The sequence below is a fragment of the Mucilaginibacter segetis genome (assembly GCF_016522075.1).
Taxonomy (GTDB): Bacteria; Bacteroidota; Bacteroidia; order Sphingobacteriales; family Sphingobacteriaceae; genus Mucilaginibacter; species Mucilaginibacter segetis.
Window position 1 is genome coordinate 1,266,447 of sequence record NZ_JAEHFW010000001.1, and the last position, 25,797, is coordinate 1,292,243.

General features: G+C 43.2%; 24 protein-coding genes. 2 read left to right on the forward strand and 22 right to left on the reverse strand.

What is annotated here, in order from left to right; translation table 11 throughout:
• Positions 1-26: 26 nt before the first annotated feature.
• A complete protein-coding gene (mnmA, locus tag I5M19_RS05760; protein ID WP_200065203.1) occupies positions 27-1,115 on the reverse strand; it encodes a tRNA 2-thiouridine(34) synthase MnmA in 1,089 nt (362 codons plus the stop codon).
• Between the two features lie 158 nt (positions 1,116-1,273).
• On the opposite strand from mnmA, the gene I5M19_RS05765 reads away from it, so the two are divergent.
• A complete protein-coding gene (locus tag I5M19_RS05765; RefSeq protein WP_200065205.1) occupies positions 1,274-1,702 on the forward strand; it encodes a DUF5990 family protein in 429 nt (142 codons plus the stop codon).
• A 3-nt stretch (positions 1,703-1,705) separates the two neighbouring features.
• Here I5M19_RS05765 and I5M19_RS05770 read toward each other — a convergent pair whose 3' ends face one another.
• From I5M19_RS05770 to I5M19_RS05845, 16 genes are all read right to left on the reverse strand, one after another.
• A complete protein-coding gene (locus tag I5M19_RS05770) occupies positions 1,706-2,953 on the reverse strand; it encodes a glutamate-5-semialdehyde dehydrogenase (protein WP_317193215.1) in 1,248 nt (415 codons plus the stop codon).
• Entirely contained in the window at positions 2,950-4,029 is a 1,080-nt protein-coding gene (proB, locus tag I5M19_RS05775) for a glutamate 5-kinase (protein WP_200065208.1), read from the reverse strand. The genes I5M19_RS05770 and proB overlap by 4 nt, the downstream gene beginning before the upstream one ends.
• 64 nt (positions 4,030-4,093) lie before the next feature.
• Positions 4,094-5,344, reverse strand: a complete 1,251-nt coding sequence (locus I5M19_RS05780; RefSeq protein ID WP_200066107.1) for a sulfate adenylyltransferase subunit 1 — start codon at positions 5,342-5,344, stop codon at positions 4,094-4,096.
• A gap of 77 nt (positions 5,345-5,421) precedes the next feature.
• A complete protein-coding gene (gene cysD, locus I5M19_RS05785) occupies positions 5,422-6,327 on the reverse strand; it encodes a sulfate adenylyltransferase subunit CysD (RefSeq protein WP_200065211.1) in 906 nt (301 codons plus the stop codon).
• Positions 6,324-7,043: a phosphoadenylyl-sulfate reductase gene (locus I5M19_RS05790; protein WP_394370705.1), complete on the reverse strand. Its 720-nt coding sequence runs from the start codon at positions 7,041-7,043 to the stop codon at positions 6,324-6,326. The genes cysD and I5M19_RS05790 overlap by 4 nt, the downstream gene beginning before the upstream one ends.
• On the reverse strand, positions 7,043-8,557 hold the full coding sequence (locus I5M19_RS05795) for a TSUP family transporter (protein WP_200065214.1): 1,515 nt from the start codon (positions 8,555-8,557) through the stop codon (positions 7,043-7,045). The genes I5M19_RS05790 and I5M19_RS05795 overlap by 1 nt, the downstream gene beginning before the upstream one ends.
• Positions 8,535-9,326 carry a uroporphyrinogen-III C-methyltransferase gene (gene cobA, locus I5M19_RS05800; RefSeq protein ID WP_200065219.1) on the reverse strand — a complete coding sequence of 264 codons (792 nt, stop codon included), beginning with the start codon at positions 9,324-9,326 and terminating at the stop codon, positions 8,535-8,537. The genes I5M19_RS05795 and cobA overlap by 23 nt, the downstream gene beginning before the upstream one ends.
• Complete coding sequence (locus I5M19_RS05805) at positions 9,323-11,416, reverse strand: HEPN domain-containing protein (protein ID WP_200065221.1); 2,094 nt, start codon at positions 11,414-11,416, stop codon at positions 9,323-9,325. The genes cobA and I5M19_RS05805 overlap by 4 nt, the downstream gene beginning before the upstream one ends.
• Before the next feature lie 645 nt (positions 11,417-12,061).
• Positions 12,062-13,459 (reverse strand): arginine decarboxylase, encoded by a 1,398-nt coding sequence (locus tag I5M19_RS05810; protein ID WP_200065223.1) that lies wholly within the window; start codon positions 13,457-13,459, stop codon positions 12,062-12,064.
• 119 nt (positions 13,460-13,578) lie between these two features.
• The gene (gene ctlX / locus I5M19_RS05815; protein WP_235985771.1) at positions 13,579-14,481 is read right to left on the reverse strand and encodes a citrulline utilization hydrolase CtlX; all 903 of its coding nucleotides are present in this window, start codon (positions 14,479-14,481) and stop codon (positions 13,579-13,581) included.
• 130 nt (positions 14,482-14,611) lie between these two features.
• Positions 14,612-14,818, reverse strand: coding sequence for a helix-turn-helix domain-containing protein (locus I5M19_RS05820; RefSeq protein ID WP_200065227.1), 207 nt, complete (start codon positions 14,816-14,818; stop codon positions 14,612-14,614).
• Entirely contained in the window at positions 14,818-15,435 is a 618-nt protein-coding gene (locus I5M19_RS05825; RefSeq protein WP_200065229.1) for a DUF2975 domain-containing protein, read from the reverse strand. Before I5M19_RS05825 ends, I5M19_RS05820 begins: the two co-directional genes overlap by 1 nt.
• 79 nt (positions 15,436-15,514) lie before the next feature.
• The gene (locus I5M19_RS05830; protein WP_200065231.1) at positions 15,515-16,963 is read right to left on the reverse strand and encodes an arginine deiminase family protein; all 1,449 of its coding nucleotides are present in this window, start codon (positions 16,961-16,963) and stop codon (positions 15,515-15,517) included.
• Positions 16,964-17,040: 77 nt separating this feature from the next.
• Positions 17,041-18,201: an FAD-dependent oxidoreductase gene (locus tag I5M19_RS05835; RefSeq protein ID WP_200065233.1), complete on the reverse strand. Its 1,161-nt coding sequence runs from the start codon at positions 18,199-18,201 to the stop codon at positions 17,041-17,043.
• A gap of 1 nt (position 18,202) precedes the next feature.
• Complete coding sequence (locus I5M19_RS05840; RefSeq protein WP_200065234.1) at positions 18,203-19,327, reverse strand: FAD-dependent monooxygenase; 1,125 nt, start codon at positions 19,325-19,327, stop codon at positions 18,203-18,205.
• A gap of 44 nt (positions 19,328-19,371) precedes the next feature.
• Positions 19,372-20,190, reverse strand: a complete 819-nt coding sequence (locus I5M19_RS05845; protein ID WP_200065236.1) for a helix-turn-helix domain-containing protein — start codon at positions 20,188-20,190, stop codon at positions 19,372-19,374.
• Positions 20,191-20,506: 316 nt separating this feature from the next.
• On the opposite strand from I5M19_RS05845, the gene argS reads away from it, so the two are divergent.
• Positions 20,507-22,273: an arginine--tRNA ligase gene (gene argS / locus I5M19_RS05850; protein WP_200065238.1), complete on the forward strand. Its 1,767-nt coding sequence runs from the start codon at positions 20,507-20,509 to the stop codon at positions 22,271-22,273.
• 31 nt (positions 22,274-22,304) lie between these two features.
• Here argS and I5M19_RS05855 read toward each other — a convergent pair whose 3' ends face one another.
• The 5 genes from I5M19_RS05855 to I5M19_RS05875 form a co-directional block, all read right to left on the reverse strand.
• Positions 22,305-22,598: a YXWGXW repeat-containing protein gene (locus I5M19_RS05855; protein ID WP_200065240.1), complete on the reverse strand. Its 294-nt coding sequence runs from the start codon at positions 22,596-22,598 to the stop codon at positions 22,305-22,307.
• Positions 22,599-22,660: 62 nt separating this feature from the next.
• A complete protein-coding gene (locus I5M19_RS05860; RefSeq protein ID WP_200065242.1) occupies positions 22,661-23,548 on the reverse strand; it encodes a 3-hydroxybutyryl-CoA dehydrogenase in 888 nt (295 codons plus the stop codon).
• A 50-nt stretch (positions 23,549-23,598) separates the two neighbouring features.
• On the reverse strand, positions 23,599-24,216 hold the full coding sequence (gene bioD, locus I5M19_RS05865; RefSeq protein WP_200065244.1) for a dethiobiotin synthase: 618 nt from the start codon (positions 24,214-24,216) through the stop codon (positions 23,599-23,601).
• The gene (locus tag I5M19_RS05870; RefSeq protein WP_235985772.1) at positions 24,206-25,315 is read right to left on the reverse strand and encodes an aminotransferase class I/II-fold pyridoxal phosphate-dependent enzyme; all 1,110 of its coding nucleotides are present in this window, start codon (positions 25,313-25,315) and stop codon (positions 24,206-24,208) included. Before I5M19_RS05870 ends, bioD begins: the two co-directional genes overlap by 11 nt.
• Before the next feature lie 92 nt (positions 25,316-25,407).
• A complete protein-coding gene (locus I5M19_RS05875; protein WP_200065248.1) occupies positions 25,408-25,761 on the reverse strand; it encodes a Spy/CpxP family protein refolding chaperone in 354 nt (117 codons plus the stop codon).
• Positions 25,762-25,797: the final 36 nt, after the last annotated feature.

A 25,797-nucleotide genomic window follows, 5' to 3' on the forward strand; every position in this document is an offset into this window, starting at 1 on the left:
TTACGCAATATTTATTTAAGAATAACTCAAATTAAAAATCCGCCGCCCAGCAGATCGCTGCCTTCATAAAATACAGCTGACTGGCCCGGGGCTATACCCGATACCATGTGGTCAAAAGTTACCTTCATATGGTCGCCTATTTGTACTATCGAGCTTTCAGTGCCGGCATCCTTATACCTGATCTTAGTTACCGCACTAATTGGTTCGCTTATGCTTTCGTATTTTACAAGGTTAAGGTTACGCACCCATGCTTCTTTACGTTCCAATTCATCAGCCATGCCTAATGTTACCGTATTGGTTTCAGGTTGTATATGTGTAACAAACATGGGTTTACCCAAAGCAATGCCTAAACCTTTACGCTGCCCTATGGTATAGAACGGATATCCCTGATGTTTACCTACAACGGTGCCGTCTGTCAGTACAAAATTACCTGCACCAACACGTTCATCGAGGTCTTCCACTTTATGCCTCAGGAACGAGCGATAATCATTATCAGGCACAAAGCATATCTCGTAGCTTTCGCTTTTGCCTGCAAGTTCCAATTGCCCCATATCAACCGCCATCTGCCGTATTTCAGGTTTAGAGAAACTGCCTAACGGAAATTTGGTGCGGGCAAGGTTTTTCTGCGAAACGCCCCATAAAACGTAAGATTGATCTTTATTTTCGTCTTTTCCCTTAGATATTACATATCGTCCGTTATCCTGTAAACGGATGTTGGCATAGTGCCCGGTAGCAATAAATTCGCAGTCAAGTTTATCGGCGCGTTTTAACAAGGCTTCCCATTTAATATGGGTATTGCATAAAACACAGGGGTTAGGTGTACGCCCGGCAAGGTATTCGTCCACAAAGTTATCGATCACAAAATCGCCAAACTCGTTACGGATATCCAGTATATAATGCGGGAAACCATAACCCACAGCTAAAGCCCGGGCATCGTTAATGCTGTCCAGACTGCAGCAGCCTGTTTCTTTTGAGCTGCCGCCGGAAGAAGCGTAATCCCAGGTTTTCATGGTAAGCCCGATCACCTCATAGCCCTGCTCATGCAGCATAACTGCTGCTACTGAACTATCAACCCCACCGCTCATGGCCACTAATATTCTTCCGTGCTTACTCATATTGGCTGCAAAGATAAGGTTTTAGTGTTTATGGTTGTTGCGGCTTGGGTCAGCATAGGGTAAAATGGTAATTAATGAAAAATTTGCGTGCATGACAAGCCACAAGTTTTATACATTTACTTAACATATAAAAGTTGCAAAATCACTTTAACAAAGATATGTCTATCACCCCTAACAGCATAGCGCTAAACATTATATTAGAACAACCACCTGCCGACCTTGTATATTCACTTCAAAAAGGTGCCGGCGCGAAATATGAACCGGTGCAAGTACAGTCTTCCAAAGGCGGCAACCTTGAATTTGATTTGGTTGTTGAAATTAAAGGGAATCCTGGAACGCATGATCTGCCAGATTTTCGCGGGCCTTACGTGCAGGGGCCGGTCGGTGGCAGGTTTATTTATCTGGATATTGGCTCTTACGCAGGTGGCGGTGGTTGGAGCGGCCGCCTTAAAATACCTTTGACTGGAGTTACGTGGCAGCAAATAAATTTGGGGACCGAATTACATACCGCTGTGCCTGGCACAGGTAAAAACGGCTTGCCAAACTGTGCTACCGTTAAATCGTTTGTGGGGTGGAAGGCGAAATAATAGTTATTTTCTTATCTGTCCATTTCCCTTAATAATCCACTTGTAACTGGTAAGTTCTTCCAGCCCCATAGGTCCCCGGGCATGTAGCTTTTGGGTGCTGATACCTATCTCGGCACCTAAACCAAATTGCGCCCCATCAGTAAACGCGGTTGAGGTGTTTAAGTAAACGGCGGCCGCATCCACCCGGTTTAAAAAGGTTTCCATATTGATGGTATCCTCTGTGATAATAGCCTCACTGTGTTTGGAACTATATTTTGCGATATGATCCAGCGCCTCATCCAAACTATCAACCGTTTTTATCGCCATTTTCATGGCTAAAAATTCTGTGCCGAAATGCTCGGGCAAGGCTTCTTTTAAAAACTCACCGGAGAACAAGCCAGCTAATACCGCATGCGAATATTTATCCGCATAAATTGTCACCCCCTTTTCAATGAGGGGTTCAGCAATATGCAGCAGGTCACCCAGGCGTTTGCTGTTAATAATCAGACAGTCTAACGCATTACAAACGCTTACACGCCGTGTTTTGGCATTATCAATTATAGCAATAGCTTTTTGCAGATCGCCAGTTTCGTCGAAGTAAGTATGCACTATGCCGGCCCCCGTCTCAATTACGGGCACTTTACTGTTATCGCGCACAAAGTTGATAAGGCTCTGACTTCCGCGAGGTATCAGCACATCTATGTACCCAACAGCCTTAAGCAACGCTTCGGTAGCTTCACGTTCTGCAGGCAGCAATGTGGCCGCATGTGTGCTTACGCCATGTGCGGTTAGTACATTATGAATGATCTGGATAATAGCCTGATTTGAATATGCTGCATCGCTTCCTCCCTTTAATACACTGATATTGCCCGTTTTAAAGCATAGCGCGAACACATCAAAGGTTACATTGGGCCTGGCTTCGTATATGACGCCTACCACGCCCAGCGGTACCCGTACTTTAGAAATATGCAAACCGTTTGGCAATGTTTTTTCGGATAACACCGCACCCAACGGACTGGTTAATTCTGTCACATTTTTTATGTCATCGGCAATAGCGGCAATTCTTTCGGCGGTTAGTTTAAGCCTGTCGTATTTAGGGTCATTAATATCCATACGCTCCAGGTCTTTTTGGTTTTCATGAAGCAGGTATGGGGTCTGTGTTATGGCTTCTTTAGCCACGTCAAGTAATACCGCGTTTATCTCGGCAGGGCTGAGGTATAGACTCCTGGCTGCAGCCAGCGCATTTTCAAAATAGTTGGTATAGTCCATCATCCCTGTAAATATAAGTAATCATAATGCACCAGCGGTCGTTTGTTTTGTTTGCCCGTCCATTCTTTGGCCTTTTCCGCGCCATACTCTGCCATACCCAGGCCAATTATCTTGTTGCGGTCGTCAACAATTTTTATGATCTCTCCCTTTTTAAAATCGGCTAATATTTCTAAAATACCCACCGGCAGCAAACTGCTTGCCTTGCCCGAGGTGAGCGCCGTTTTTGCCCCGTCGTTCACCTGTACAATGCCGGTAGCAGCTGTCTCTGAATGGGCTATCCATTTCTTTTTACCCGATGCTTTTTTGGTGGGTACAAAACGGGTATGGGTTACGTTGTTGTTAAGCAGATCGGTTAATATATTATCTTTTGTGCCATTGGCGATGTGTACAGCTATACCTAACTGTGCTGTTTTTTGCGCTATGGTTGCCTTGGTAAGCATACCACCCCGCCCAAACTGTGACCGCCCTGTGCTTACAAATGCTGAAACGTCCAACCCTTCGTTAGTAACGTCTGTAATTACCGCAGAACCGGGCATCTTTGGGTCGCCGTTATAAATACCGTCAACATTGCTCAATACAATAAGGGCTTCGGCGTTCAGCATGGAGGCAATAAGCCCGGCCAGTTCATCATTATCGGTAAACATCAGCTCGGTTACCGATACCACGTCATTCTCGTTAACTACGGGAATTACACCGTGCTGTATAAGCAGTTCCAGGCAGTTACGCATGTTCAGGTAATGCAGCCTGTCCCGAAAATCTTCTTTTGTAACCAATACCTGCGAACACAGTATGTTGAATTGCTCAAAAAGGTGTGTGTAGGTATTAATAAGCTTTACCTGCCCGATAGAAGCTAATAACTGTCGTGTACCCACGGTGTCGTGCTTATCATTGACGGTGATGAGACTACGACCCGATGCTACCGCGCCCGATGATACAAGTATTACCTGTTTACCCTGCTTTTTAATGGCAGCTATCTGATCTACCAGATGCGCTATGCGTTCAGTATCGGGCAGGCCATTTGCCTTGGTAATAACATTGGAGCCGATCTTGATAATGATGCGCCGGTAATTGAAAGCCATTTTTTTAGAATTAAGATTTCAATATTAATGATTTCCTGCTAAACGCTGAACAGCACAGATCACATTAATCTACCGATTGCCTTAACATCAACGCGCCAACAGTTACATTGGTGCGGCTATCAATAATAATGGCGCCGCCGTTGGCCTTGTTCAGCTGGTAAGGGTCAAAGGCTAAAGGCTCGGCTGTTTTAATTACTATCCGCCCGATATCATTCAGCTGGAAATCCTCATCGTAATCTTTCTCCAGTGTGTTAATGTTCACCTTGTATAATATCTCTTGTATTTTGCAGCGCACTGTTTTGGTGTTGTGCTGTACCAGATAGGTGAGGGTAGTATCCAGCGGGCGGGTATCCATCCAGCACAGGTCGGCTTCTATCAGATTCGATAGTTGTGGGCGCCCCGCACTGTTTACAATAATATCACCCCGGCTAATATCAATGTTGTCCTGTAAATGCACGGTTACAGACATGCCTGCTAATACTTCCTGAGGATGCTTGTCGAAAATTTCTAATTTAGAGATAACAGAACTAAAACCGGATGGCAGCACCGTTACGCTATCTCCCACACGGAAGGCCCCGCTTGATACCCTTCCGGCATATCCACGGTAATCGTGCAGTTCATCGGTTTGCGGCCGTACTACCCATTGTACAGGTAAACGAGCATGTGCCGAAGTATCATCAATTTTAATACTCACATTTTCCAGGTGCGATAATAAGCTGTCGCCTAAATACCAGCCCATATTTATCGACGGATAAACAATGTTATCACCCTTTAATGCACTTACCGGAATAAAGGTAACGTTGTTGATATTCACCTTTGCGGCCAGTTTTTTATAATCAGCAACAATACGGTTAAACACATCTTCGCTGTAATCCACCATATCCATTTTATTAATGCATACCACTACCTGCGGAATTTGCAGCAGCGAAACCAAAAACGAATGGCGGGTGGTTTGCTCAACCACACCCTTACGGGCATCAATTAAAATAATGGCGAGCCCGGCATTGCTGGCGCCTGTAACCATGTTGCGGGTGTATTGTATATGGCCCGGAGCATCGGCTATAATGAATTTGCGTTTATCGGTCTCAAAGTATTTATAGGCCACATCAATGGTGATGCCCTGCTCGCGCTCGGCTTTAAGGCCGTCGGTTAAAATAGCCAGGTCAATACTGCCGTCGTCGTTTTTACGGTTTGATGCATGCAGGGCCTCCAGTTGGTCGGCCAGTATGGCTTCGCTGTCGTATAACAAACGACCGATCAATGTGCTTTTACCATCATCAACACTGCCTGCCGTTATAAATTTTAGTATATCCATTTCAATATGATGTCTAATTCCCTCTTGAGAGGGGTTAGGGATGTGTTTTTTCTCTTTCAATTTATTAAGTCGTTATCCTAAAAATATCCGCCTTTTTTGCGATCTTCCATAGCAGCCTCGCTCACTTTATCATCCATACGCGCACCACGTTCACTTATTTTCGAATTACTTATTTCCTCAATAATGTCATCTATCTCAAACGCGTATGACTCTACAGCAGCCGTACAGGTCATATCGCCTACAGTGCGGAAACGCACGTTGCGAGTCTCGATAATGTCCTCTGCGTCCATATTTAAAAATGGCGAAGCCGCCATCAGTTGTCCGTTTCGCGTTATGCACTCCCGCTGATGGGCAAAATAAATAGAGGGTAATTCTATCTTTTCGCGGCGGATGTAATTCCATACGTCTAACTCTGTCCAGTTACTTATCGGGAAAACGCGCACATTTTCGCCTTTGTGTATCTTTCCGTTATAAATATCCCAAAGTTCCGGACGTTGCCGTTTGGGATCCCATTGGCCAAATTCATCCCTTACAGAAAATATCCGTTCTTTAGCCCGTGCCTTTTCCTCATCTCTGCGGGCGCCGCCTATGCAGGCATCAAACTGGTTCGCGGCAATCGTATCAAGCAGGGTAACGGTTTGTAAGGCATTTCTGCTGGCGTTCTTTCCTGTCTGTTCTATTGCTTTTCCGGCGTCTATACTATCCTGCACATGGCCAATGATCAGTTTTTCGCCGATGCGTTCAATCATTTTATCGCGGTAAGCAATGGTTTCGGCAAAGTTGTGCCCGGTATCAATATGTACCAGCGGGAACGGGAACTTCCCCGGCCTGAAAGCTTTCTCGGCCAGTCTTACCAGCGTAATGGAATCTTTTCCTCCCGAAAATAATAACGCGGGCTTTTCAAATTGCCCCGCCACCTCACGCAGAATGTAGATCGCTTCTGCCTCTAATTCATCCAGATAATCTAAACGGTATTTGCTCATTCTTTTAAATCATTTAATTGTACCGCATGCAAACCACACTCTTTTTTCGATTGGTCTTCCCACCACCAGCGCCCGGCTCTGAAATCTTCGCCCGGTTGTACCGCTCTTGTGCAGGGTGCACAGCCTATGCTCGGGAAGCCTCTGTCGTGCAGTGTATTATAAGGTATATTGTATTGTTTAATGTATGCTTTAACTTCGTCAAGCGTCCAGTGATAAATAGGGTGGAACTTAATAAGCTGGTTGCCCTCGTCCCATTCCACATCACTCATAAACTGCCTGTTGGCCGACTGCTCTGCACGTATACCGGTTATCCAGCATTGGTTTCCGGCAAGCGCCCTTTTCAGGGGTTCAATTTTGCGTATGCCGCAACATTCCTTACGGTTCTCTACCGATTCATAAAAGCTGTTAGGGCCTTTGGCATTCACCATATTTTCCAATAAATGATGTTCGGGAAAATACGCATGTACAGGCTTACCATATATTTCCATGGTGCGGTTCCATACGTAATAAGTTTCGGGGAATAGCCGGCCTGTTTCCAGTGTAAATACTTTTATAGGGATATTATTCGCAAATATCATATGCGTAATTACCTGATCTTCCCAGCCAAAACTGGTCGAAAAAACTATTTCGCCCGCAAATTGCTCCGCCAGCAACTGTAAAGCTGCTATCGGATCCTTTCCTTCGGTTAATTTGCTGATATATGTAGTATCTGCCACTATATGATCTTTATTAAAAAATTAATAATGCTGCGCAGGCTGATCAGGATAACGATGAACGATACCGAGAACATGATGGCCTTTGCTGATATTTTGTTTGATATTTTTGCCGCTACCGGTGAGGCCAGCGCGCTGCCGATGATAAGCCCTGCCACAGCTTCCCAATGTGCGCCGTTAAGCATGGTGATAAAGGTGAGCGAGCTCATTAACGCTATAAAAAAGCGGGACAGCTTTACCGTGCCTAATGAAAAGCGTGGATGGCGCCCGCCTGCTATTAAGCTGGATAAAACGATGGAACCCCAGCCGCCACCTCCCACGGCATCTATAAAGCCGCCCCCCAAACCTAACAGACCTATTCTTTTTATCTTTTTTTGTGTATGTTGCTTACGGTTAAGGCGGATAGCTTTCAATAAAATTACTCCACCCAGTATAAGTGTATATAACGAAACTACAGGTTTGGTGTATTGGCTGTAATGCTCCAATGACGATAACAGGTAAGCACCGCTAACCGCGCCGATGATACCCGGAATAAGTAATAATTTAAATAGTTTCCAGTTCACGTTGCCCATGCGGTAATGCATCCATCCGGCTATGCCGTTGCTCATGATCTCGGACAGGTGAACGCCCATGCTCGCAGATGCAGGTGGTATACCCATAGACAGCGAGAATGTTGTAGATGTAACCCCGTACGACATGCCTATGGCGCCATCTATCATGGCAAAGACAAACCCTGCACCTAAAAAGTAGTAAAAAGCAGGGTTGATGGATCGCACATAAAACTGAAACTCCGGTTCTTTATACCATAGGGCCAGTATTGTGATAGAAAGAAAGGCTACAAATGTACCCCACACCAATAAGGTTAAATACTTTTTATCGGGTGGTTTGGGGCCATTTACTAATACAGCGCTAACCCGGTTAAGTTCCTTTACTTTATAAGCGAAATTACCGGAAAGGCCATTACGGATAGCATTCATTTGCTGCAGGGTAGTATCCAGTTCGGCAGGCAGGGCATCGTTTAAAACTTCTTTCAGTCTTTTAGCAATAGTAGGCGATTTACCATTGGTGGATATGGCAAGTTTAAGGTCGCCTTTTTGTACAATCGAACTCAGGTAAAAATCACAAAGCTCCGGCTTGTCGGCCACGTTGATGAGCAGCTTATGATCGTGGGCCGACTGTCGTATGTATTTATTCAGATTAGCATCGTTTGTAGCCGCTATAACCAGGTCGGCCCCGTCCAGATCGGTATCCGCGAAAGATTTTTGAACGATCCTGATATTCGGATACGTTACGGCCATTACATGTATGTCTGGTAAAAAAGCTTTTGAAATAACTTTAACTGTAGCTAACGGACTGTTTTGGAGCAGGGCGTTTAGCTTTTCGAGCCCAACGTTACCGCCGCCTACTACAACCGTTTGCAGGTTTTCCAGCTTTAAAAATACCGGGAATAATTTATTGCCCCGGCTATCTTCCGGCTGAGTTTCGGTTTTTAGCTTATTCCTGGGCAACAATGTCATAAAATTCCCTGATGGGTTGAAACAACGGATGTAACGAAACTACTTCGCCGAATACAATTAGAGCAGGAGAGGAGATGCCTTTTTCTTTAACTACCTCTACTATGGTATCTACCACGCCGATAGCTACTTTTTCATCGGCAGTACTGCCGCTTTGTATTACGGCAACAGGTAACCTGTTTTTGCCTTCGGCTTTAAAAATGTCGGTTATGGCGGCCAGTTTGTGTATGCCCATCAATACTACTACCGTAGCTTTGGTGCGTGCTGCCTGGTAAAGGTCTGCAGATACCTTGCCGTCTGATGTGGTTCCGGTAACTACCCAAAAACTTTCGCTTAAGCCCCGGTGTGTTACAGGTATGTTTTGTAAACCCGGTACGCCTATAGAACTTGAAATTCCCGGTATTACCTGAGCGGGTATGCTGTAATCGGCAGCATGGTCAAGCTCTTCATAACCGCGGCCAAATACAAACGGATCGCCACCTTTTAGCCTTACTACGTGCCCATAGTTAAGGGCGTAATCTATCATCAACTTATTAATATTCTCCTGTGAAAAAGAATGATCGCCGGAACGTTTACCTACATAAATCTTAGTAGCATGCTCTGGTGCAAAGCTTAACAGTTCCTCGTTTACCAATGCATCGTATAAAACCACATCGGCGGTTTGCAAAGCCTTTATTCCTTTTATAGTGATGAGTTCCGCATCACCCGGGCCCGCGCCAACTAAAGTAATGCGCGGTTCTTTTAAGTTATTTTTTGTTTGTGTTGCTATCATGATTGTAACACAGCCTCTCTTTTATCCTTAACTGTTTGTAAAAACTCCGAGGCCTGCTGCAAATAGGTTTTTGCAAATGCTTCGGAAGGTTCATTCTTATTTATTTGTAATACCAGATCGTTAAATGTGCCATCTATAACAAATTCTCCGGTTGCAATGTAATTGGCGTCAAACTCTCGTATAATGCCGGCCTGTGTGCTGCTGTTAACGCCTTTATCCAGTAATAGTGCTTTGGCTGCGCTAACGAAGGTGTTATAGGAATGATAAATGGCATCGGCCCATAAGCCCTTTACAAAGGCACCGTTTGCCCATCCCAGTTTCTCATCAGATTCATAGAGCAAGGTTGCCACCAGGTCTATAACCACCCCTGCACATTCGCCTACACCTATCGCGGTAGCGAAGGTTTCCTGGTGTCCCCAGTCTACAAACTCATCGTCGGTAAGGGTACTCAGGTCGGCGAGGGGTTTAAGCAATTGGTAAAAATGATCTTTGCCATGCCTGTCGTAATAATCATGGAAGGTTTCATCAGGGAGGGAATTATCTTTATAATGATCAAGCACAGCCCTTAAAACGTGTGTGGCCCTTTTTGCGGGAACTTTAATTACCCTGTCGGATGCGCGGCCAACGCCATTGCCAACCGTACCGCCGCCTAACAATACCTGTACTGAAGGTAATACCCTGCTGCCCGCTTTTAGTGAGCTGCCATGGAAACCGATATGTGCCAATCCGTGCTGTCCGCAGGAATTCATGCAACCGCTTATCTTTATTTTAATGTCGCGGTTGTAAATAAGATCTTCATATTCATTATAGATCACATCTTCCAGTACTTTGGACAGTGTCATGCTGTTAGATATCCCCAGATTGCAGGTATCCGTGCCGGGGCAGGTGGTTACATCGGCAACACTGTCGAAACCCGGTGCGGCAAGGTCTAAAACATGTAAACCTGTGTATAGGGCAGGTAATGCTTCTTTCCGAACGAATTTGAGCAATAAGCCCTGGTTTTGGGTGATGCGTATCTCATCCGCGACATAAGGTTCAATTGCCATAACCAACCGGCGTGCGGTGGCCGATGATATATCTCCCACCGGAACTTTAACGTATACCCCGTAAAACCCGGTTTGCTTTTGCTCAAACACGTTGGTAGCCAGCCATTGCTCGTAACGTAAGGGGTTATCAACTGCTGTTTCAGGATAATCCGTTTGCTGCTGTACTACAGGTTGCGGCACACGATCACGATTTACTGGCCATGTTTTTACTTTAAGAGCAATACGCTCCTCTGCAGCAAGGCGCAGTACTTCTTCTAAACCCATTTTTTGGATCAGGTATTTTAAGCGGGCCTTGTTACGGTTATTGCGCTCGCCGTGGCGGTCAAACACCCGGATGATCGCCTCTATATAAGGTATTAACTGATCCTCCGGTAAAAAGTCTTCCACCGCGCTGGCCAGTAGGGGTTGTGCTCCTAAACCGCCGCCTAATAGAACCTTAAAACCGCGTTCGCCATTTTCTTTTAGTTTGGGTATAAAACCCAGGTCGTGGATATAAGAAAAAGCTGTATCGGCATCGCTTGATGAAAAAGCGATCTTGAATTTGCGCCCCATCTCCTGGCATATCGGATTACGCAAAAAATATTCAAAAGTTGCCTGTGCGTATGGCGAAACATCAAAGGGCTCCAAAGGGTCTATTCCCGAAGAAGGGGAGGAGGTAACGTTTCTTACCGTATTTCCGCATGCTTCGCGCAGGGTAATATCGTCCTGCTCCAGTTCGGCCCATAATTGCGGTGTGCGGTCAAGGCTCACATAATGTATCTGTATATCCTGCCGGGTGGTTAAGTGCAGGTTGCTGCTGCCATACTCTTCCGCTATATCGGCTATTTTAAGCAGTTGCTTAAAGGTGACCTTGCCAAACGGTAATTTAATACGTACCATTTGCACGCCGGGCTGCCTTTGCCCGTAAACACCGCGTGCCAGCCGCAAACTCCTGAATTTCTCGTCGTGTATCTTGCCCTCGCGAAAAGCTCTTATTTTTCTTTCCAGATCAATAATATCCTGCTCTACTATGGGGTTCTCCAGCTCTGTTCTGAAGCTCTGCATATTGGTGTCGTATTAATAATGTTCTTAAAAAAAAGCCCCTTCTGTTGTTGACTGAAGAGGCTTGCATGTTTTATTAGCGCGTATTTCAGTCATAAGTTTCCTGCTTGCATACAGCAATAAATCAGGTTGTTACAATAATTTACACACATATTTTTCATGTCTACATTTTATTTACGCTTCAAATATATATATATACTATGGAATTAGTAGAATTTATTTGAAAAAGAATTACAACACCATAGAGAATCCTCTCCGCCCGGGATTAAATTATTTTTTCATGGAGTTATTTTTCATTGGTTTAACGTGTTGTCAAAACGTTCTGTCATATTGAGCGACAGCGAAATATCTTATAAAGCGAATAACCAGCGTTTACGATTTCTCACTGTAGTTCGAAATGACAAGCAGGTTTAACGCATTGTCATATTGAGCGACAGCGAAATATCTTATACAAGCGAATAACCAGCGTTTAGGATTTCTCACTATCGTTTGAAATGACAAGCAGGTTTAACGTTCTGTCATATTGAGCGACAGCGAAATATCTTAATAATGTTCAAGATTTCTCACTATCGTTCGAAATGACAAGTAGAATTCCCCGGCAGAGAGAAATTTATTGAAATCTCCCTTTTCGGGGAGACTTATAGAGGACTAAGCTGTAGTGTAACCTAATATCTTTAACACTTGCTTACTGTTTTGCTCTTCGCCAAATACCTCGAAGTTAAAGGTCTCATCGCGGTTGCGGCGTATGATCACATGCTTAGGCGATGGAAGCAGGCAATGGTGTATGCCACCATATCCGCTCAATACTTCCTGGTAGGCACCCGTGTTAAAAAAGCCCAGGTATTGTACCTTACGTGTTTTTGGCATAAATACGCTATTCATATGTGCTTCCTGGTTATAATAATCCTGTCCGTCGCAGGTAATACCGCCTAAGTTAACCCGCTCGTATTCACTATCCCAGTTATTTACCGGCAGCAGAATGTATTTTTGGTTCAGCGCCCATACATCCGGCAGATTAGTAATGAATGATCCGTCAAGCATTAGCCATTTTTCGCGGTCGTTTTGCTGTTTACGTCCCAGTACCTTATATAAGATACCCGAGGCTTCTGCAACAGTATATTTACCAAATTCAGTAATAATATCCGGTTCTTCGGTATCGTTCTCGGCACATATCTCTTTAATACGGCTTACTATCTCGTTGATCATGTATTCATAATCAAAATCGAATACCAGCGAATCTTTAAAAGGCATACCGCCGCCAATGTCTAAAGTATCCAGCGCGGGATTCACCTTTTTGAATTTGCAATAAAGCGTAACGTATTTTTCCAGCTCGTTCCAGTAATAAGGCGTATCAGATATCCCTGAGTTGATAAAGAAATGGAGGAGTTTTACCTGAAAATTAGGGTTCTTCTCTACTTTGCTATGGTAAAAATCTATCACATCCTCCATACGTACGCCCAAACGCGAAGTATAAAATTGCGAATTTGGCTGCTCTTCCGCCGCTATACGTATGCCGAGGTTGCACGGAGTGTCCATCTCTATCTCGTCATCGTACAGGTTAAATTCCTCTTTATTATCAAGCACGGGGATAATATTCTTAAACCCGTCATGCAGCATATCAATAATATATTGCTTGTACTGGAAGGTTTTAAACCCGTTACAGATAACAGTGATGTCTTTTTTCACAGCGCCTTTTTTCTCCAGCGCGTCTACCATAGGCATGTCAAAGGCCGACGATGTTTCCAGGTGGATATCATTTTTTAAAGCTTCTTCAACAATATGTTTAAAGTGCGAGCTTTTTGTGCAATAGCAGTATTTGTAACTGCCGCGGTAATTATTTTTAATGATGGCCTGCTGAAAAAGCAGCTTGGCCTGCTGTATTTTTTTACTGATAAGCGGCAGATAAGTAAAACGCAGGGGCGTGCCATACGTTTCTATCATTTCCATTAAATTAAGATCATGAAAATATAATTCATCCTCTATTATCTCGAAACCTTCCTGCGGAAAACCTACACTCAGATCAAGAAATTCCTGGTAACTCTGCATTTATTAAAATTTTGGCAAAAATGTAATTTTTAAACGGGAATATTAACAATTTGTTGGCACAAATTTATTGTTGTAATGTAATTTGTTTGATGGGAAGATAATAGGTATTGCCATTATTTTTATTCATCTTTCTTCAACTCCGGTAAATGCACCTCGGCCATCATGCAGCGGGCGCTGCCGCCACCGTTGGTTTCAATGGCATTAATATCCGCGTAAACTAACCTGCCGTATTGTTCTAACTGCATTCGCTGTTCCCCGGTTAACGACTCGTATGCGGTTTGCGACATCACGATCAGGGTTTCTCCATCTTTGTTTTTTACCTCCAGCATATTCCCTGCAAATTGATTCATTTGCTCAAAACTGATGTCGATGATTTGTTTTTCTGTTTCCTGCAAACAACGGATCACAGCATCTTTTTCTGATGTATCGTTTATCGCATCCAGACAAATTACCGAAAATCTGGAACCCATGCACATCATCACGTTGGTATGGTAAACGGGAATATCATTTTGGTCGTGCGCGTAAAAACAGACCGCTCTATATCCCGTTTGCGCGCAAAAGTCATTAAGTACTTCTTTATCCGTACGTGGGGAAAGGCAGGCGTAAGCTATTCTATGGTCCCTGTCCAGTACCATGCTGCCCGTTCCTTCTAAAAATTTACCTTCCGCCTCGTGGTGACTCAGATCTATTACATGTTCTATATAAAAATTATCCTGCAATTGGATGATGATATCTTCCCGGCGTTCCAGCCGACGGTTCTCAGCCAGCATAGGATATAGAAACACTTCGCCGTTATCATGGAAAGTTACCCAGTTGTTCGGAAAGATAGAATCCGGACTATGTGGCACCAGCGTATCATTAAACACGGTTACATCTACTCCATTTTGCCGCAGAGTATTTACAAACGCATCGAACTCGCGAAGTGCCCGCTGCTGTACCCTTTGCGGATCATCATCCATATTCTGGAACGCGTTGCTTTCCGCCGTTTGTTCGTTAAACCCGAAATCAACTGGTCTTATCATCAGTATATGCGAGGTGGCTTGCATAATGCAACATTACAGTTTTTAACCTGCAACGGCAATATGGAGGGCGTAGATTTCTGCTAAAATAAACCGTCATATTTGAGCTGATCTTATGCAGATCAATTGTTGGTTAATCGGCCTTATAATCTAAGATATCTCCGGGTTTGCAATTAAGTTCGCGGCATATAGCGTTGATCGTATCAAAACGTACTCCTTTTACTTTTCCCGTTTTGAGTAATGAAAGATTGGTCATGCTGATGCCCAGGCGCTCTGCCAGTTCTTTTAATGACATTTTATTTTTTGCCATTTCCACATCCAGATTCACGATGATAGCCATTATACAAACTCTCCGTTCTCTTTTTGTAGTTCAAAACCATATTTAAATACGTCGGCCATTATGTAAATAACAGCGCCTAATATAAGCCCTGTAAAACTTTGTTCCCAAACCATATTCATCATGTTCATATCTTTTACGCTTGTTTTTAAAATTATAGCGATACTAATGCCCAACAGAATATTTAATACCGTAAATGAGGCAAAGCATAGCGCCGTTATTTTAAGGCGACGTACATTATCATAGGTAAAAGGCATACTTTGTTTTATAGTTTCAAAAAATTTCCGCAACTGATAGATAATGCACATTACCAAAGTTTCAAAGGCGAAAAAGAAGAAATAAGCCGTAGTAATATTCCAAAAGGTATTTTGTAAATGCATACGTAAAATAGCCTGATCGGGCTGCAAGGTAATATTATCCGAATATGGGGTAAGTGATTCAAGTTTAATGGTTTCAGCTTCCAGCGGGTATTTAACCGGATGGCTGAACTCGGTAAAATCACTTGTGCAAACCTTCCACGTAAGCATGCTGAATGCAATTATGGCTAATATGATATTTACATACCAAATCACATTTAATAAAATTCTGATGGTTGTTAAAAGCCATGATGTCGTTTTCATATTTGTATCATTTTATTGATACAAATATATAAGCAATAATTATAAAACAAAAATTATTTTATGTTTTACATAAAATAATTTAATTAATAACCTTGGCTCTCATCAGTGGCATGCTCATGCAATGGAAACCACCCCGCGCTCTTGACAGTTCTGCCGATGGCATTAATATCAGGGTATCGGTAAGAGTTTGCGGCTCTAAATCGCCATTTTCGAATTTTTGCAGCAACTCGGTCACTTTAATAACAGTAAACCCCTTCTGGCGGAATGCCTCAACGGTTTTGTCATTCCTGTCATAACCTAAAACAACACCTTCTTTTACTGCAAGCAGGTTACACGAGTCTGTCCATTGTTCGCGGGCATCAAACGGAAACACGTTATTGCCCGAATAAATAAATTGTGTGGGCTCTTTGCTTTTCAGATCGTTTTGGCTGATATCATTAAGCAGATCCTCTAAAGAATCAAAAACTTTGGGTTTATGCCCCTTAGTGAATTGTACGATCTCTGGCTTATCCTTACTTTTTTTATCCGCAAAAAAAGCGATGGGTTCATCTTCGGGTTGCGCGGGCTCGGCAATAGCCAGTGAGCGCAACAAAACCCAAACGTTACGTTTTACCTGCGTAAACACGGTATCAATATGCATATAATCCCGCTTATGCGGAATTTTTACAATGGTAACCTTGTTAACCACATTATGCTCAAACAATAGTTTAATAGCCTCGTTAGCGCCGCTTACTGATGTGCGCTCGCTGCAGCCGATGATAAGGTGTTGCGGGCTTACCATCATCACATCGCCACCTTCTAAAGTAGTTTTTTCTTCATCCTCTTCTCCCGGGCGTAAAAAATGCTGAACGGTTTCTGGTATTTCGAGGATGTGTTCACGATACGGAGCAAACAACGGGTGATTAAAGAAAATATATTTTACCAGCATGGTTTCCCGTGCACGCGCCTTTTTCGCAGGCTTATTCAGCAGCATGTGGTTATTTATAGCAATGCCGATATCCCTCGAAAATATCATGTTAGGGATAGGGGCGAATATCATCTCATCATCATTCAGCGACCCGGATATAAATATCTTAGCCAGTTCAACCGGGTCGGTATCTATCAGTTGCAGTTGCAGGCGATAGGTACAGCTTTCAATGGCGCAAACCGAGGCGACCAGTTTTTTGCGGATATCAGGCTGTTCTAAAATGTCGCTGAGTAGGGTTTGTATCTCAATTACTTTTCCTGACGAATGAAAATCAGGATGATCGGGTTTAAAAAAACTGCGGTCGTTTGCCGGGTCGTTAAGCTCGTTAAGGCGACCTCTTATCTTTTCAGGATCCAGGAAATAAAGCAGTAGTTTTATATAATGGTCATATTCTTCACGACGCATCGTATCCAGATGTACGATATCCTCAAAAAGCCAGTCCTGCGCTTTTGAGGGAACTACTTTACCCAACCCACTATCCGGACTATGTATAAGCAGCACACGCAGGTCGCCAATTTCAGAAGTTACATCAAGTTTAAAATCGTCATTCTTAAGTATCATAAATAGGGGGTGTGATGAATAACAAAGCTATTATTTTTAAGTCATAAGTTAATCACCAATACTATTACAGATAATTATTATTGGCGGTTAAATACTGCCAGCATGTTTTCTAAAGCTTTTTCCGAATGCATGCGGCCGCCGTTTTCAAGCGAAATTAGTGCTGCAATTGCTGTTCTTTTACGCATACCTGTTTCATAAAAAGCTATAGCTTGTTGTAAAGTGTCCAGTTGATCGGATGTTAAACATTCGCTCAGTTCCAAAGCATCCAGCATGGCCGAGTTTGCGCCTTCTCCTGCAAAAGGCGGCATAAGATGCGCGGCATCGCCAAGCATGGTTAAATTAGGCAACGGTTCCCAGGTTTGGTTTACAGGAACACAATAAATAGGACGCGGTATAATCGGCATGGCGGCATTTTCAAATATTTCATACCATAACTGGCTCCATCCGTAATATTCTTTTTTAAACCAGTCTAACATCTGCGTGCGGTCGGTATAATTTAAGCCGCTGTTTACCGCCCAATATTCATCGGGTTTAAAACTGGCGTAAAAACCTATACCATCATCGCCCTTTTGGCCACCCAGCAGGCATTTATTATCTCCGAAGGCCATTATTTTGCCGCCTTTAAGCAACTTATAAATAAGCGGGGCTGTTTTCTCAGCATCAGGAATGTTGATCTCCAGCATAGTTATTCCCGAATAAATGGCTTTAATGTCTGTAATGTAAGGGCGAATTTTGGAGTTGGCTCCGTCTGCCCCGATAACAATATCCGCGTAAGCAACCGAACCGTTTTTAAATTTTAGCAGCCAGCCTTCATCCTGCGCATTCATCGAAATTAAACTACTGTCCCACACAACCGTTTCCGGAAGTAACGACTCTAATAATATTTTTCTTAAGGCAGCCCGGTCTATTTCCGGGTTAAAATATCCGCCCTTAGGGTCTGTATTAATTTCGGTGTCGTGGTCACTGAAAAATATTTCTGCACGTTCATTTACAACGATCTTTTTATCGGCTCCAACTTTAACATACTTTTTAAACTCATCTGTAAGGTTGGCCTTGTGCAAAGCAGCCATGCCGGATGCTTCGTGCATATCCAGTGGGGCGCCTGTCACACGGGCATCTTTATTCAGGTCTCGTTCATACACTTTTACATTTACACCTTTGAGCTGTAAAAGTCTTGCAAGGGTTAGTCCTCCCGGTCCGCCCCCTGCAATTGCTATCTGTTTGTTTTGAATAAGCATGTTAAAAAGCGGTAGTTTGTGTGTATCTTTTGCGGATAGCTTCTTCTGTTCTCGGGATAAAGTTTTCCCTCACATTAAATTCAGCTTTGGCTTGTACTTCCTCAATAAAGGGTCGCAGTTCCTTATTATAATCACGAAACGCCGCTTCAAAGTCTCCATTGTGTTTTTGTAAAGCATCCGCTAAGGCTGCCGCGCCGCTTATAGATAATGAAGCCCCCATCCCCGCAGCAGGCGAAGCACAATAACCCGCATCACCTACCAATGCTACGCGGCCCTTGGTCCACGACGGCATTTTTATCTGGCAAAATTTATCGAAATAAAAGTTTCCGCTATGTTTTATTTCCTCTAATAATTCTTCGGTCCGCCAACTTTGCCCTGCAAACTGTTGCAGAATTATGTTCTTCTGTTCTTCTGCATTACGATAATTGTTAGCGATCTCTTTTTCTGAATTAAAACAGAAAATTACATCTGTTTTGTTATTGTAAGCATTAAGCATAATGGCTTTATCGGGTACAGCAAACGCCTGCATGGTTTTTTGTTTGATCAGTAATTTATTTACAATGCTGATAGAAAAATAGGCACCTAAAAAATGCGAATACTCGCTTTCCTGTCCAAAGGATAATTTTCGTACTGCCGAATGTATGCCATCGCAGCCTATCACCAGGTCAAACGCGCGCTTCGGCCCCTTTTTAAAGGTGGTTAGTATATTGTCTTTTGTTTCGGTTAATGCGGTTATGCTGTTATCGAAAATAAACTCAACATTATTTTTTAGCTTATTAAACAGGATGTGTACAAATTTATCCCGCTCAATTTCAATATCATCATCCTGGTGTTCATCGTTCGCGCTTTTTAATGATATTGAACCTTCTGTTATATCCTGCGCATTTTTAAATTCTATCATTTCTACCTGGAGCCGGTGTGCTTGTAGCTGCTCATAAATCCCCATGCGTTTAACAATATCTACGGTTACGCCGCGAATGTCAATAGCCGCACCCGCTGTGCGGAGTTCCTTCGCTATTTCAACCACTGTTACACGGAATCCTAATTGGTTCATCCAATAAGCTGTTGAAAGCCCGGCCATGCTTGCGCCCGAGATAAGTATGTTTGTTGTTTTTGATAATTCCATTTTTTGTCTTTATTAGTTCGACAAAATTCAGGAATACGGCACGTTCAGGATTGTACAAATGCGACAAAATCGTCGCCTGTTACCATACGGGCTTTTTTGGCTTTGCGTGCAAAGGCTAACGGAGTAGTACCGCTGTAGCGTTTAAATTCACGGCTTAGGTGAGATTGATCCGTATAGCCCACTTCATGGGCCAAACCTGCAATGCTGCTATCCGGATTAAGCCATAGATGATTGCGTACCTGCTCAAAACGGATCAGGTTGGATACATCCTTAACGCTATAGCCTGATGATCGCTTAAATTTTCTTTCAAGCGTGCGCACTGTTGCATGTGCCGCTGCTGCTACTTCGCTTACCGGCAAAGTGCCTTTTGCCTTACTCATAGCATTTCCGGCTTTAAAGAGCATATTGTCCGTAGCTATGCGCGAATGTGCATTAAGGAAATATTGTTTTAACGTAGCAACTGCTTCCGCAATATTTCCGGCTTTTATGTTTTTATTCAGTATGGGCTGAAGTCCGGCAATAGGATGTTCAAATATGCGTACACCCCCTTTATCAGAAGGCAGCCCGAGCAGATCGAATACCGTCCATGGATAACACCTGACACCTATAACCTCCAAAACGTTTTGAGTATATAAAACAGCAGGCTTATTAAGTAGACCCATTAAAAATGGCGAGGGTAATTGCTGCAAACTTCCATTATATGAAATATGAAGCGAACTCCCGAAATAAAAGATGATTTCAGAATAGCCATCCGGTTGTATATCAAAGTCCGATTGCTTTTCACCACCATCTCTGCGGGTGTACCAAAAACAATTTATGGCACCCTGTAATTCTTCAGGAGATTCAAATTCTTGATGCAGCATGCCGAAAGATAAATATTTAGGTGTATAAAAAGACCGTTGCGTAAATAATTACGTTATAAAAAACAGTTTAAGAAAAATAAAGTACCTGTTCCGCTACCCAAAAAGCGGAACACTTTTTAAAATATTTTAATTAACTAATTATCAATTATATATATGGTTTATATAAAGTTAAGGGGCAATAACCGGTAAAAAAATAAAATTGTAACTATTTAATTAACAGGATGTTCCGCTTGTTCCATTTTTTGTATACACACCAGCGGAACAGAACACATAAAATGTTTTAGTAAAACTATATCCATTATATTAATTTTGCCCGATGGATTTTATTATTGAGGCCGTTGTTAAAGCCATAAAGCATTTATACGAGGCAGATGTTGCTGCTAAGGATATCAACCTGCAGGAAACGCGTAAGGAATTCGAAGGGCAGATCACGCTTGTTACTTTCCCGTTCACCCGCGTGTCGCGTAAATCGCCAGAGCAAACCGGTACCGATATCGGCGAATACCTGCTGGCAAATGTGCCGGATATCTCGGCTTTTAACGTGATCAAAGGTTTCCTTAATATATCTATCGCAGATAGCTTTTGGCTGAATAAACTACATGCCGAAATATTGTCAGATGATTTTGCCGCTGCAAAGTCAAATGGCAAAAAGGTAATGGTGGAATACTCTTCGCCTAATACCAATAAGCCTTTGCATTTGGGGCATATCCGTAACAACCTGTTAGGATATTCGGTAGCGCAGATATTAGGCGCAGCCGGATACGAAGTAATAAAAGCGAATTTAGTTAACGACAGGGGCATCCATATTTGTAAGAGTATGCTGGCCTGGCAAAAATTCGGCAATGGCGAAACTCCGGAAAGTTCCGGTTTAAAAGGCGATCACCTGGCCGGGAAATATTACGTGCTTTTTGATAAAGCGTATAAGCAACAGATCGAAGAACTAAAAGCTGCAGGACAAACCGAGGATGAAGCGAAAAAGAACGCGCCGCTGATAAAAGAGGCCCAGCAAATGCTGCAAAAATGGGAGGCCGGTGACGAAGATACCATCAGCCTTTGGAATACCATGAACGGCTGGGTTTATGATGGCTTCGCGGTTACTTACAAAACCCTGGGGGTTGATTTTGATAAATACTACTACGAGAGTAACACCTATTTATTAGGGAAGGATATAGTGGAAGAAGGATTGGCAAGCGGTGTATTCTTTAAAAAAGATGACGGTTCTGTTTGGATAGATCTTACCGAAGACGGCCTTGACCAGAAACTGGTGTTACGTGCCGATGGCACTTCTGTTTATATTACCCAGGATATTGGCACCGCTCAGCTAAAATACGACGATTATAAAATGGATGAATCCATTTATGTAGTAGGTAACGAGCAGGATTACCATTTTAAGGTATTGTTCCTGATACTGCAAAAGCTGGGTAAAAGCTGGGCCAAAGGACTATACCATTTATCTTACGGAATGGTTGACTTGCCCTCAGGTAAAATGAAATCTCGTGAGGGGACGGTAGTTGATGCTGATGATCTGATGGCAGATATGTTCAGCACCGCGAAAGAGCAAACGGAAGAGATGGGCAAAGTAGACGGTTTTACCGAAGAGGAGAAAGATAAATTATACCATACCATAGGTATGGGCGCACTAAAATATTTCCTGCTTAAGGTTGATCCTAAAAAACGCTTGTTATTTGACCCTAACGAGTCGGTTGATTTTCAGGGAAATACCGGGCCGTTTATACAATATACCCACGCGCGTATCAAATCGGTATTGGGCAAGGCTGATTATAAGCCATCTGCCAATAATAAAGTAACAACTTTAGATGGTGTAGAGCGCGATCTGCTGGTTATTCTTACTAAATATCCGCAAATGGTAACGGAAGCTGCGGCGGCACACAGCCCTGCACTGATAGCTAATTATGTATATGAACTGGCCAAGGCCTACAATAAGTTTTATCACGAAAAGTCAATTATGCAGGCTGAAGATGAAAGTTTAAAGCAATTCCGTCTGGAATTATCAGCAGCTTCGGCTAAGCTTATCAATAAAGCTATGGGTTTGTTAGGAATTGATGTGCCCGAGCGGATGTAAAACATCCGCTTTGCGGGCATTTGTTATACGCTTATCTTTTCCAATAACCTTTATGCCAGGTGTAACCATGCCTGGTGTGTTCCCAATGGCCTTTTACATAAACTCTGCCACGCGGGCGTGCATAATAGCCGTTAACATAAACATATCGGCCTCCGCGCCATCTCCATCCGCCGGGCACCCAAACTACTCTGGCACTTGGCGGAGCGGGTTGTACATAAACAGGTTCTACAGGTTGTTGCGCAACATAATAGTCGTGTGCGCATGATGACAGGGATAATAAGCCGGCTACGGCAAATACCGCTCCCAGTTTTGATAATGTTTTCATCTGTAAAAATGTATTGTTCTGCATTTATTGACAGATGAGCCCTAAAAAGGTTTAAAATTTACTCAGGCAAACTTATCCGCCACTACCAATTCTTTACTGCCCGGAGTATATTTATAAAAGCCTTTTCCGGCCTTTATCCCTAAATGGCCTGCAGTTACCATATTTACTAGTAGCGGGCATGGGGCATATTTGGGATTGCCGAAGCCTTTGTGCAATACATTCAGGATGGCAAGGCATACATCCAAACCTATAAAATCAGCTAATTGTAACGGCCCCATAGGATGTGCCATGCCCAACTTCATCACCGTATCTATCTCGTTAACTCCGGCCACACCTTCAAAAAGGCTGTATATGGCCTCATTTATCATGGGCATTAATATACGGTTGGCCACAAAGCCGGGGTAATCATTCACTTCAACAGGGGATTTACCCAGATCTGCCGACAATTGCATGATAGTTTTGGTAACTTCGTCAGTAGTGGCATAACCACGTATCACTTCTACCAGTTTCATTACCGGAACCGGGTTCATAAAGTGCATACCTATCACCTTATCCGGGCGGTTGGTTACCGCGGCAATTTCCGTAATAGATATAGAAGAGGTGTTGGATGCCAGGATAGTATCGGCTGGGCAAATACTGCTTAACTGTTTAAACAAGTCCAGTTTTATTTCGCGGTTTTCGGTAGCTGCTTCTACCACCAGGTCGGCATGTTGCGCGCCTTCCTGCAGGGCTGTATAAGTTTTAATATTAGCCAGGGTGGATGCTTTAGCTGCATCATCAATAGTACCTTTTTTTATTTGCCTGTCCAGGTTGTTGGTTATGGTTTGTAATGCCCTTTGCAGCGCATCTTCCTTAATATCTACTAATGATACCTGATACCCGTTTTGCGCGAAAGTATGGGCAATACCATTACCCATAGTTCCGGAACCTATTACTGTAATATTCTTCATGCTTATAAAGGTTATTTGGTTTTAACCCATTACGGGCAAACGCTGTAAAGTTAGCTGATATTTATTAACCGGGCGGCTTCGCCAACGGTTTGTTTATTTATGGTGGGTAGGGTAGGTATGCTGCCCAATATAGGAAACCGCGTGTATGAAGCAATATAATCCTCAGAAGCAGGCTCACTGTCACCGTTAAAAATAATCCCCTTAACGGGGATATCACGCTGTTTTAAAACATCCGCGGAAAGCAAGGTGTGGTTAATACTGCCCAAATAATTCTGCGATACCAGCACTACATCGGCATTCAATTTTTTTATCAGATCTATCATTAAAAAATGATCATTCAACGGAACCATTAGTCCGCCGGCGCCTTCTATTATTAGCGTGCTATTGGTTTGGGGCAATACAAATTTATCCTCCTCAATAATTATCCCATCCAATGCTGCAGATTTATGCGGCGAATAGGGTTGGGTTAGCCGGTAGGTTTCGGGGTGAAAATACGAGGTGGTATTAGCCACCAGCTCCCGTACCTTTAAGGAATCAGAATTATCCAGATCACCCGACTGGACCGGTTTCCAGTAGTCGGCCTTTAATTTTTCGACTATTATAGCTGATATCAGGGTTTTGCCAATCCCGGTTCCAATGCCGGTTATAAACAGTGGTTTAGTTTTCATTAATTATCTTATTTATAGTATCGCAAAGCATAGCTATTTCCTTTTCCGTATTAAAGGAATGCAGGCATATTCTTATCCTTTCCATGCCTTTTGGCACCGTAGGACTAAGTATCGGGCGAACATCCAACCCGCTTTGCTGTAATTTTTCAGCCATCTGTTTGGCCTCACTATTACTGTTTAAAATTAAACATTGTATGGCGCTATCACTTGCCGGCAGGTGGCAGGCTGCGCCGGTATTAAGCTGTTGCTTAAAAAACGCGATGTTTTTATGTAAAGTATCTATCCGTGCTTCGGCATCCTTTAAAAAAATATAAGCCATTTTGATGCTTGCCAACTGATGAAAAGATGCTGCCGTAGTATAAATGAATGAGCGTGCAAAGTTGATAAGATAATCCCTCAGTACAGTACTTCCTAAAACTATAGCACCGTGGGAGCCCAACGCTTTGCCGAATGTTACTACCCGTGCAAATACCCTGTGCTGCAAATCCAGGTGGTTAACTAAGCCCGCAGAATATAAACCCACCGCATGTGCCTCATCTACAATTAAATGCGCACCATATTTTTCTGTCAGATTAAGTATGCTTAAAATGTCCGGCGTATCGCCGTCCATAGAGTAAACGCTTTCTATCACTACATAACACACGCCCTTTGCCTGTTTCAGTTTGCCCTCCAAACTTGCCAGGTCGTTATGTTTAAAAGTGTATTTGTTAGCGAAACTTAAACGTGCGCCATCAATAATGGAGGCATGTATCAGTTCATCACATATAATGGTGTCACCTTTTTGCGGGAGGGAGGAGAACAGGCCAATATTAGCATCATAGCCCGAATTAAAAAACAAACCTGCCGGGCTCTGATGATAAGCGGCTATCTGTTGTTCCAGTTCTTCGGCATAGGTTAAATTGCCCGATAACAATCTTGACCCGGTGGAACCGTTAAAGCTTTGCGGATTCAGGGCTACTTCTTGCAGGATCTTGTTTTTCAACTCTTCGGAACGTGCAAAGCCAAGATAATCGTTAGAGGAAAAATCTATGAGGTGGTTTTGCGGTTTTAATGAACGGCGCGACCCGGCGGTTTCTCTTTCCGCCAGTTTGTTGTTCATATATTCCTCTGCTGATGCCAATATGGGTTCAAATTTCTGCTAAAATAAAAAAAGCGGCTCATGGCCGCTCTTTTTTTGATAATTAAAACAATTTACCTGGTTGGAGGAGCACCGCCACCGCCATTTTGCATTCTGGCGCGTCTTTCTTCCATTTCTTTTTGGTAAGCTTCTTGCTGCTCTGGAGTAAGTATCGCTTTGATCTTCTCGTTAGTAGCAGTCATGATCGGACGGAAAGCCGAACGGTCGCCGCCAGCATTGCGCAAGCTATCAATTTGCTTAGCCTGTGCATCATAAACCGCGGTAATTTTTGTTACCTGATCATCAGTAAGCTTCAACGAGGCCTGCATGCGCTTCACCCTGTCTGCTGTACTCATCCTACCGCCCTGCGCACGGCTTACTGCTGTAATTCCTACCAGGAAGCAGCAGATCAACATGATTTTTTTCATTTTTAATTTTTTGTTTAATTGATGTTTAGGATAAAG

What these genes read in the sequence shown, in the direction of transcription:
- mnmA (WP_200065203.1), bottom strand. Translation starts at nt 1,115, where the DNA reads ATGAGTAAGCACGGAAGAATATTAGTGGCCATGAGCGGTGGGGTTGAT.
- I5M19_RS05765 (WP_200065205.1), top strand. Translation starts at nt 1,274, where the DNA reads ATGTCTATCACCCCTAACAGCATAGCGCTAAACATTATATTAGAACAA.
- I5M19_RS05770 (WP_317193215.1), bottom strand. Translation starts at nt 2,953, where the DNA reads ATGATGGACTATACCAACTATTTTGAAAATGCGCTGGCTGCAGCCAGG.
- proB (WP_200065208.1), bottom strand. Translation starts at nt 4,029, where the DNA reads ATGGCTTTCAATTACCGGCGCATCATTATCAAGATCGGCTCCAATGTT.
- I5M19_RS05780 (WP_200066107.1), bottom strand. Translation starts at nt 5,344, where the DNA reads ATGGATATACTAAAATTTATAACGGCAGGCAGTGTTGATGATGGTAAA.
- cysD (WP_200065211.1), bottom strand. Translation starts at nt 6,327, where the DNA reads ATGAGCAAATACCGTTTAGATTATCTGGATGAATTAGAGGCAGAAGCG.
- I5M19_RS05795 (WP_200065214.1), bottom strand. Translation starts at nt 8,557, where the DNA reads ATGACATTGTTGCCCAGGAATAAGCTAAAAACCGAAACTCAGCCGGAA.
- cobA (WP_200065219.1), bottom strand. Translation starts at nt 9,326, where the DNA reads ATGATAGCAACACAAACAAAAAATAACTTAAAAGAACCGCGCATTACT.
- I5M19_RS05805 (WP_200065221.1), bottom strand. Translation starts at nt 11,416, where the DNA reads ATGCAGAGCTTCAGAACAGAGCTGGAGAACCCCATAGTAGAGCAGGAT.
- I5M19_RS05810 (WP_200065223.1), bottom strand. Translation starts at nt 13,459, where the DNA reads ATGCAGAGTTACCAGGAATTTCTTGATCTGAGTGTAGGTTTTCCGCAG.
- ctlX (WP_235985771.1), bottom strand. Translation starts at nt 14,481, where the DNA reads ATGATAAGACCAGTTGATTTCGGGTTTAACGAACAAACGGCGGAAAGC.
- I5M19_RS05820 (WP_200065227.1), bottom strand. Translation starts at nt 14,818, where the DNA reads ATGGCTATCATCGTGAATCTGGATGTGGAAATGGCAAAAAATAAAATG.
- I5M19_RS05825 (WP_200065229.1), bottom strand. Translation starts at nt 15,435, where the DNA reads ATGAAAACGACATCATGGCTTTTAACAACCATCAGAATTTTATTAAAT.
- I5M19_RS05830 (WP_200065231.1), bottom strand. Translation starts at nt 16,963, where the DNA reads ATGATACTTAAGAATGACGATTTTAAACTTGATGTAACTTCTGAAATT.
- I5M19_RS05835 (WP_200065233.1), bottom strand. Translation starts at nt 18,201, where the DNA reads ATGCTTATTCAAAACAAACAGATAGCAATTGCAGGGGGCGGACCGGGA.
- I5M19_RS05840 (WP_200065234.1), bottom strand. Translation starts at nt 19,327, where the DNA reads ATGGAATTATCAAAAACAACAAACATACTTATCTCGGGCGCAAGCATG.
- I5M19_RS05845 (WP_200065236.1), bottom strand. Translation starts at nt 20,190, where the DNA reads ATGCTGCATCAAGAATTTGAATCTCCTGAAGAATTACAGGGTGCCATA.
- argS (WP_200065238.1), top strand. Translation starts at nt 20,507, where the DNA reads ATGGATTTTATTATTGAGGCCGTTGTTAAAGCCATAAAGCATTTATAC.
- I5M19_RS05855 (WP_200065240.1), bottom strand. Translation starts at nt 22,598, where the DNA reads ATGAAAACATTATCAAAACTGGGAGCGGTATTTGCCGTAGCCGGCTTA.
- I5M19_RS05860 (WP_200065242.1), bottom strand. Translation starts at nt 23,548, where the DNA reads ATGAAGAATATTACAGTAATAGGTTCCGGAACTATGGGTAATGGTATT.
- bioD (WP_200065244.1), bottom strand. Translation starts at nt 24,216, where the DNA reads ATGAAAACTAAACCACTGTTTATAACCGGCATTGGAACCGGGATTGGC.
- I5M19_RS05870 (WP_235985772.1), bottom strand. Translation starts at nt 25,315, where the DNA reads ATGAACAACAAACTGGCGGAAAGAGAAACCGCCGGGTCGCGCCGTTCA.
- I5M19_RS05875 (WP_200065248.1), bottom strand. Translation starts at nt 25,761, where the DNA reads ATGAAAAAAATCATGTTGATCTGCTGCTTCCTGGTAGGAATTACAGCA.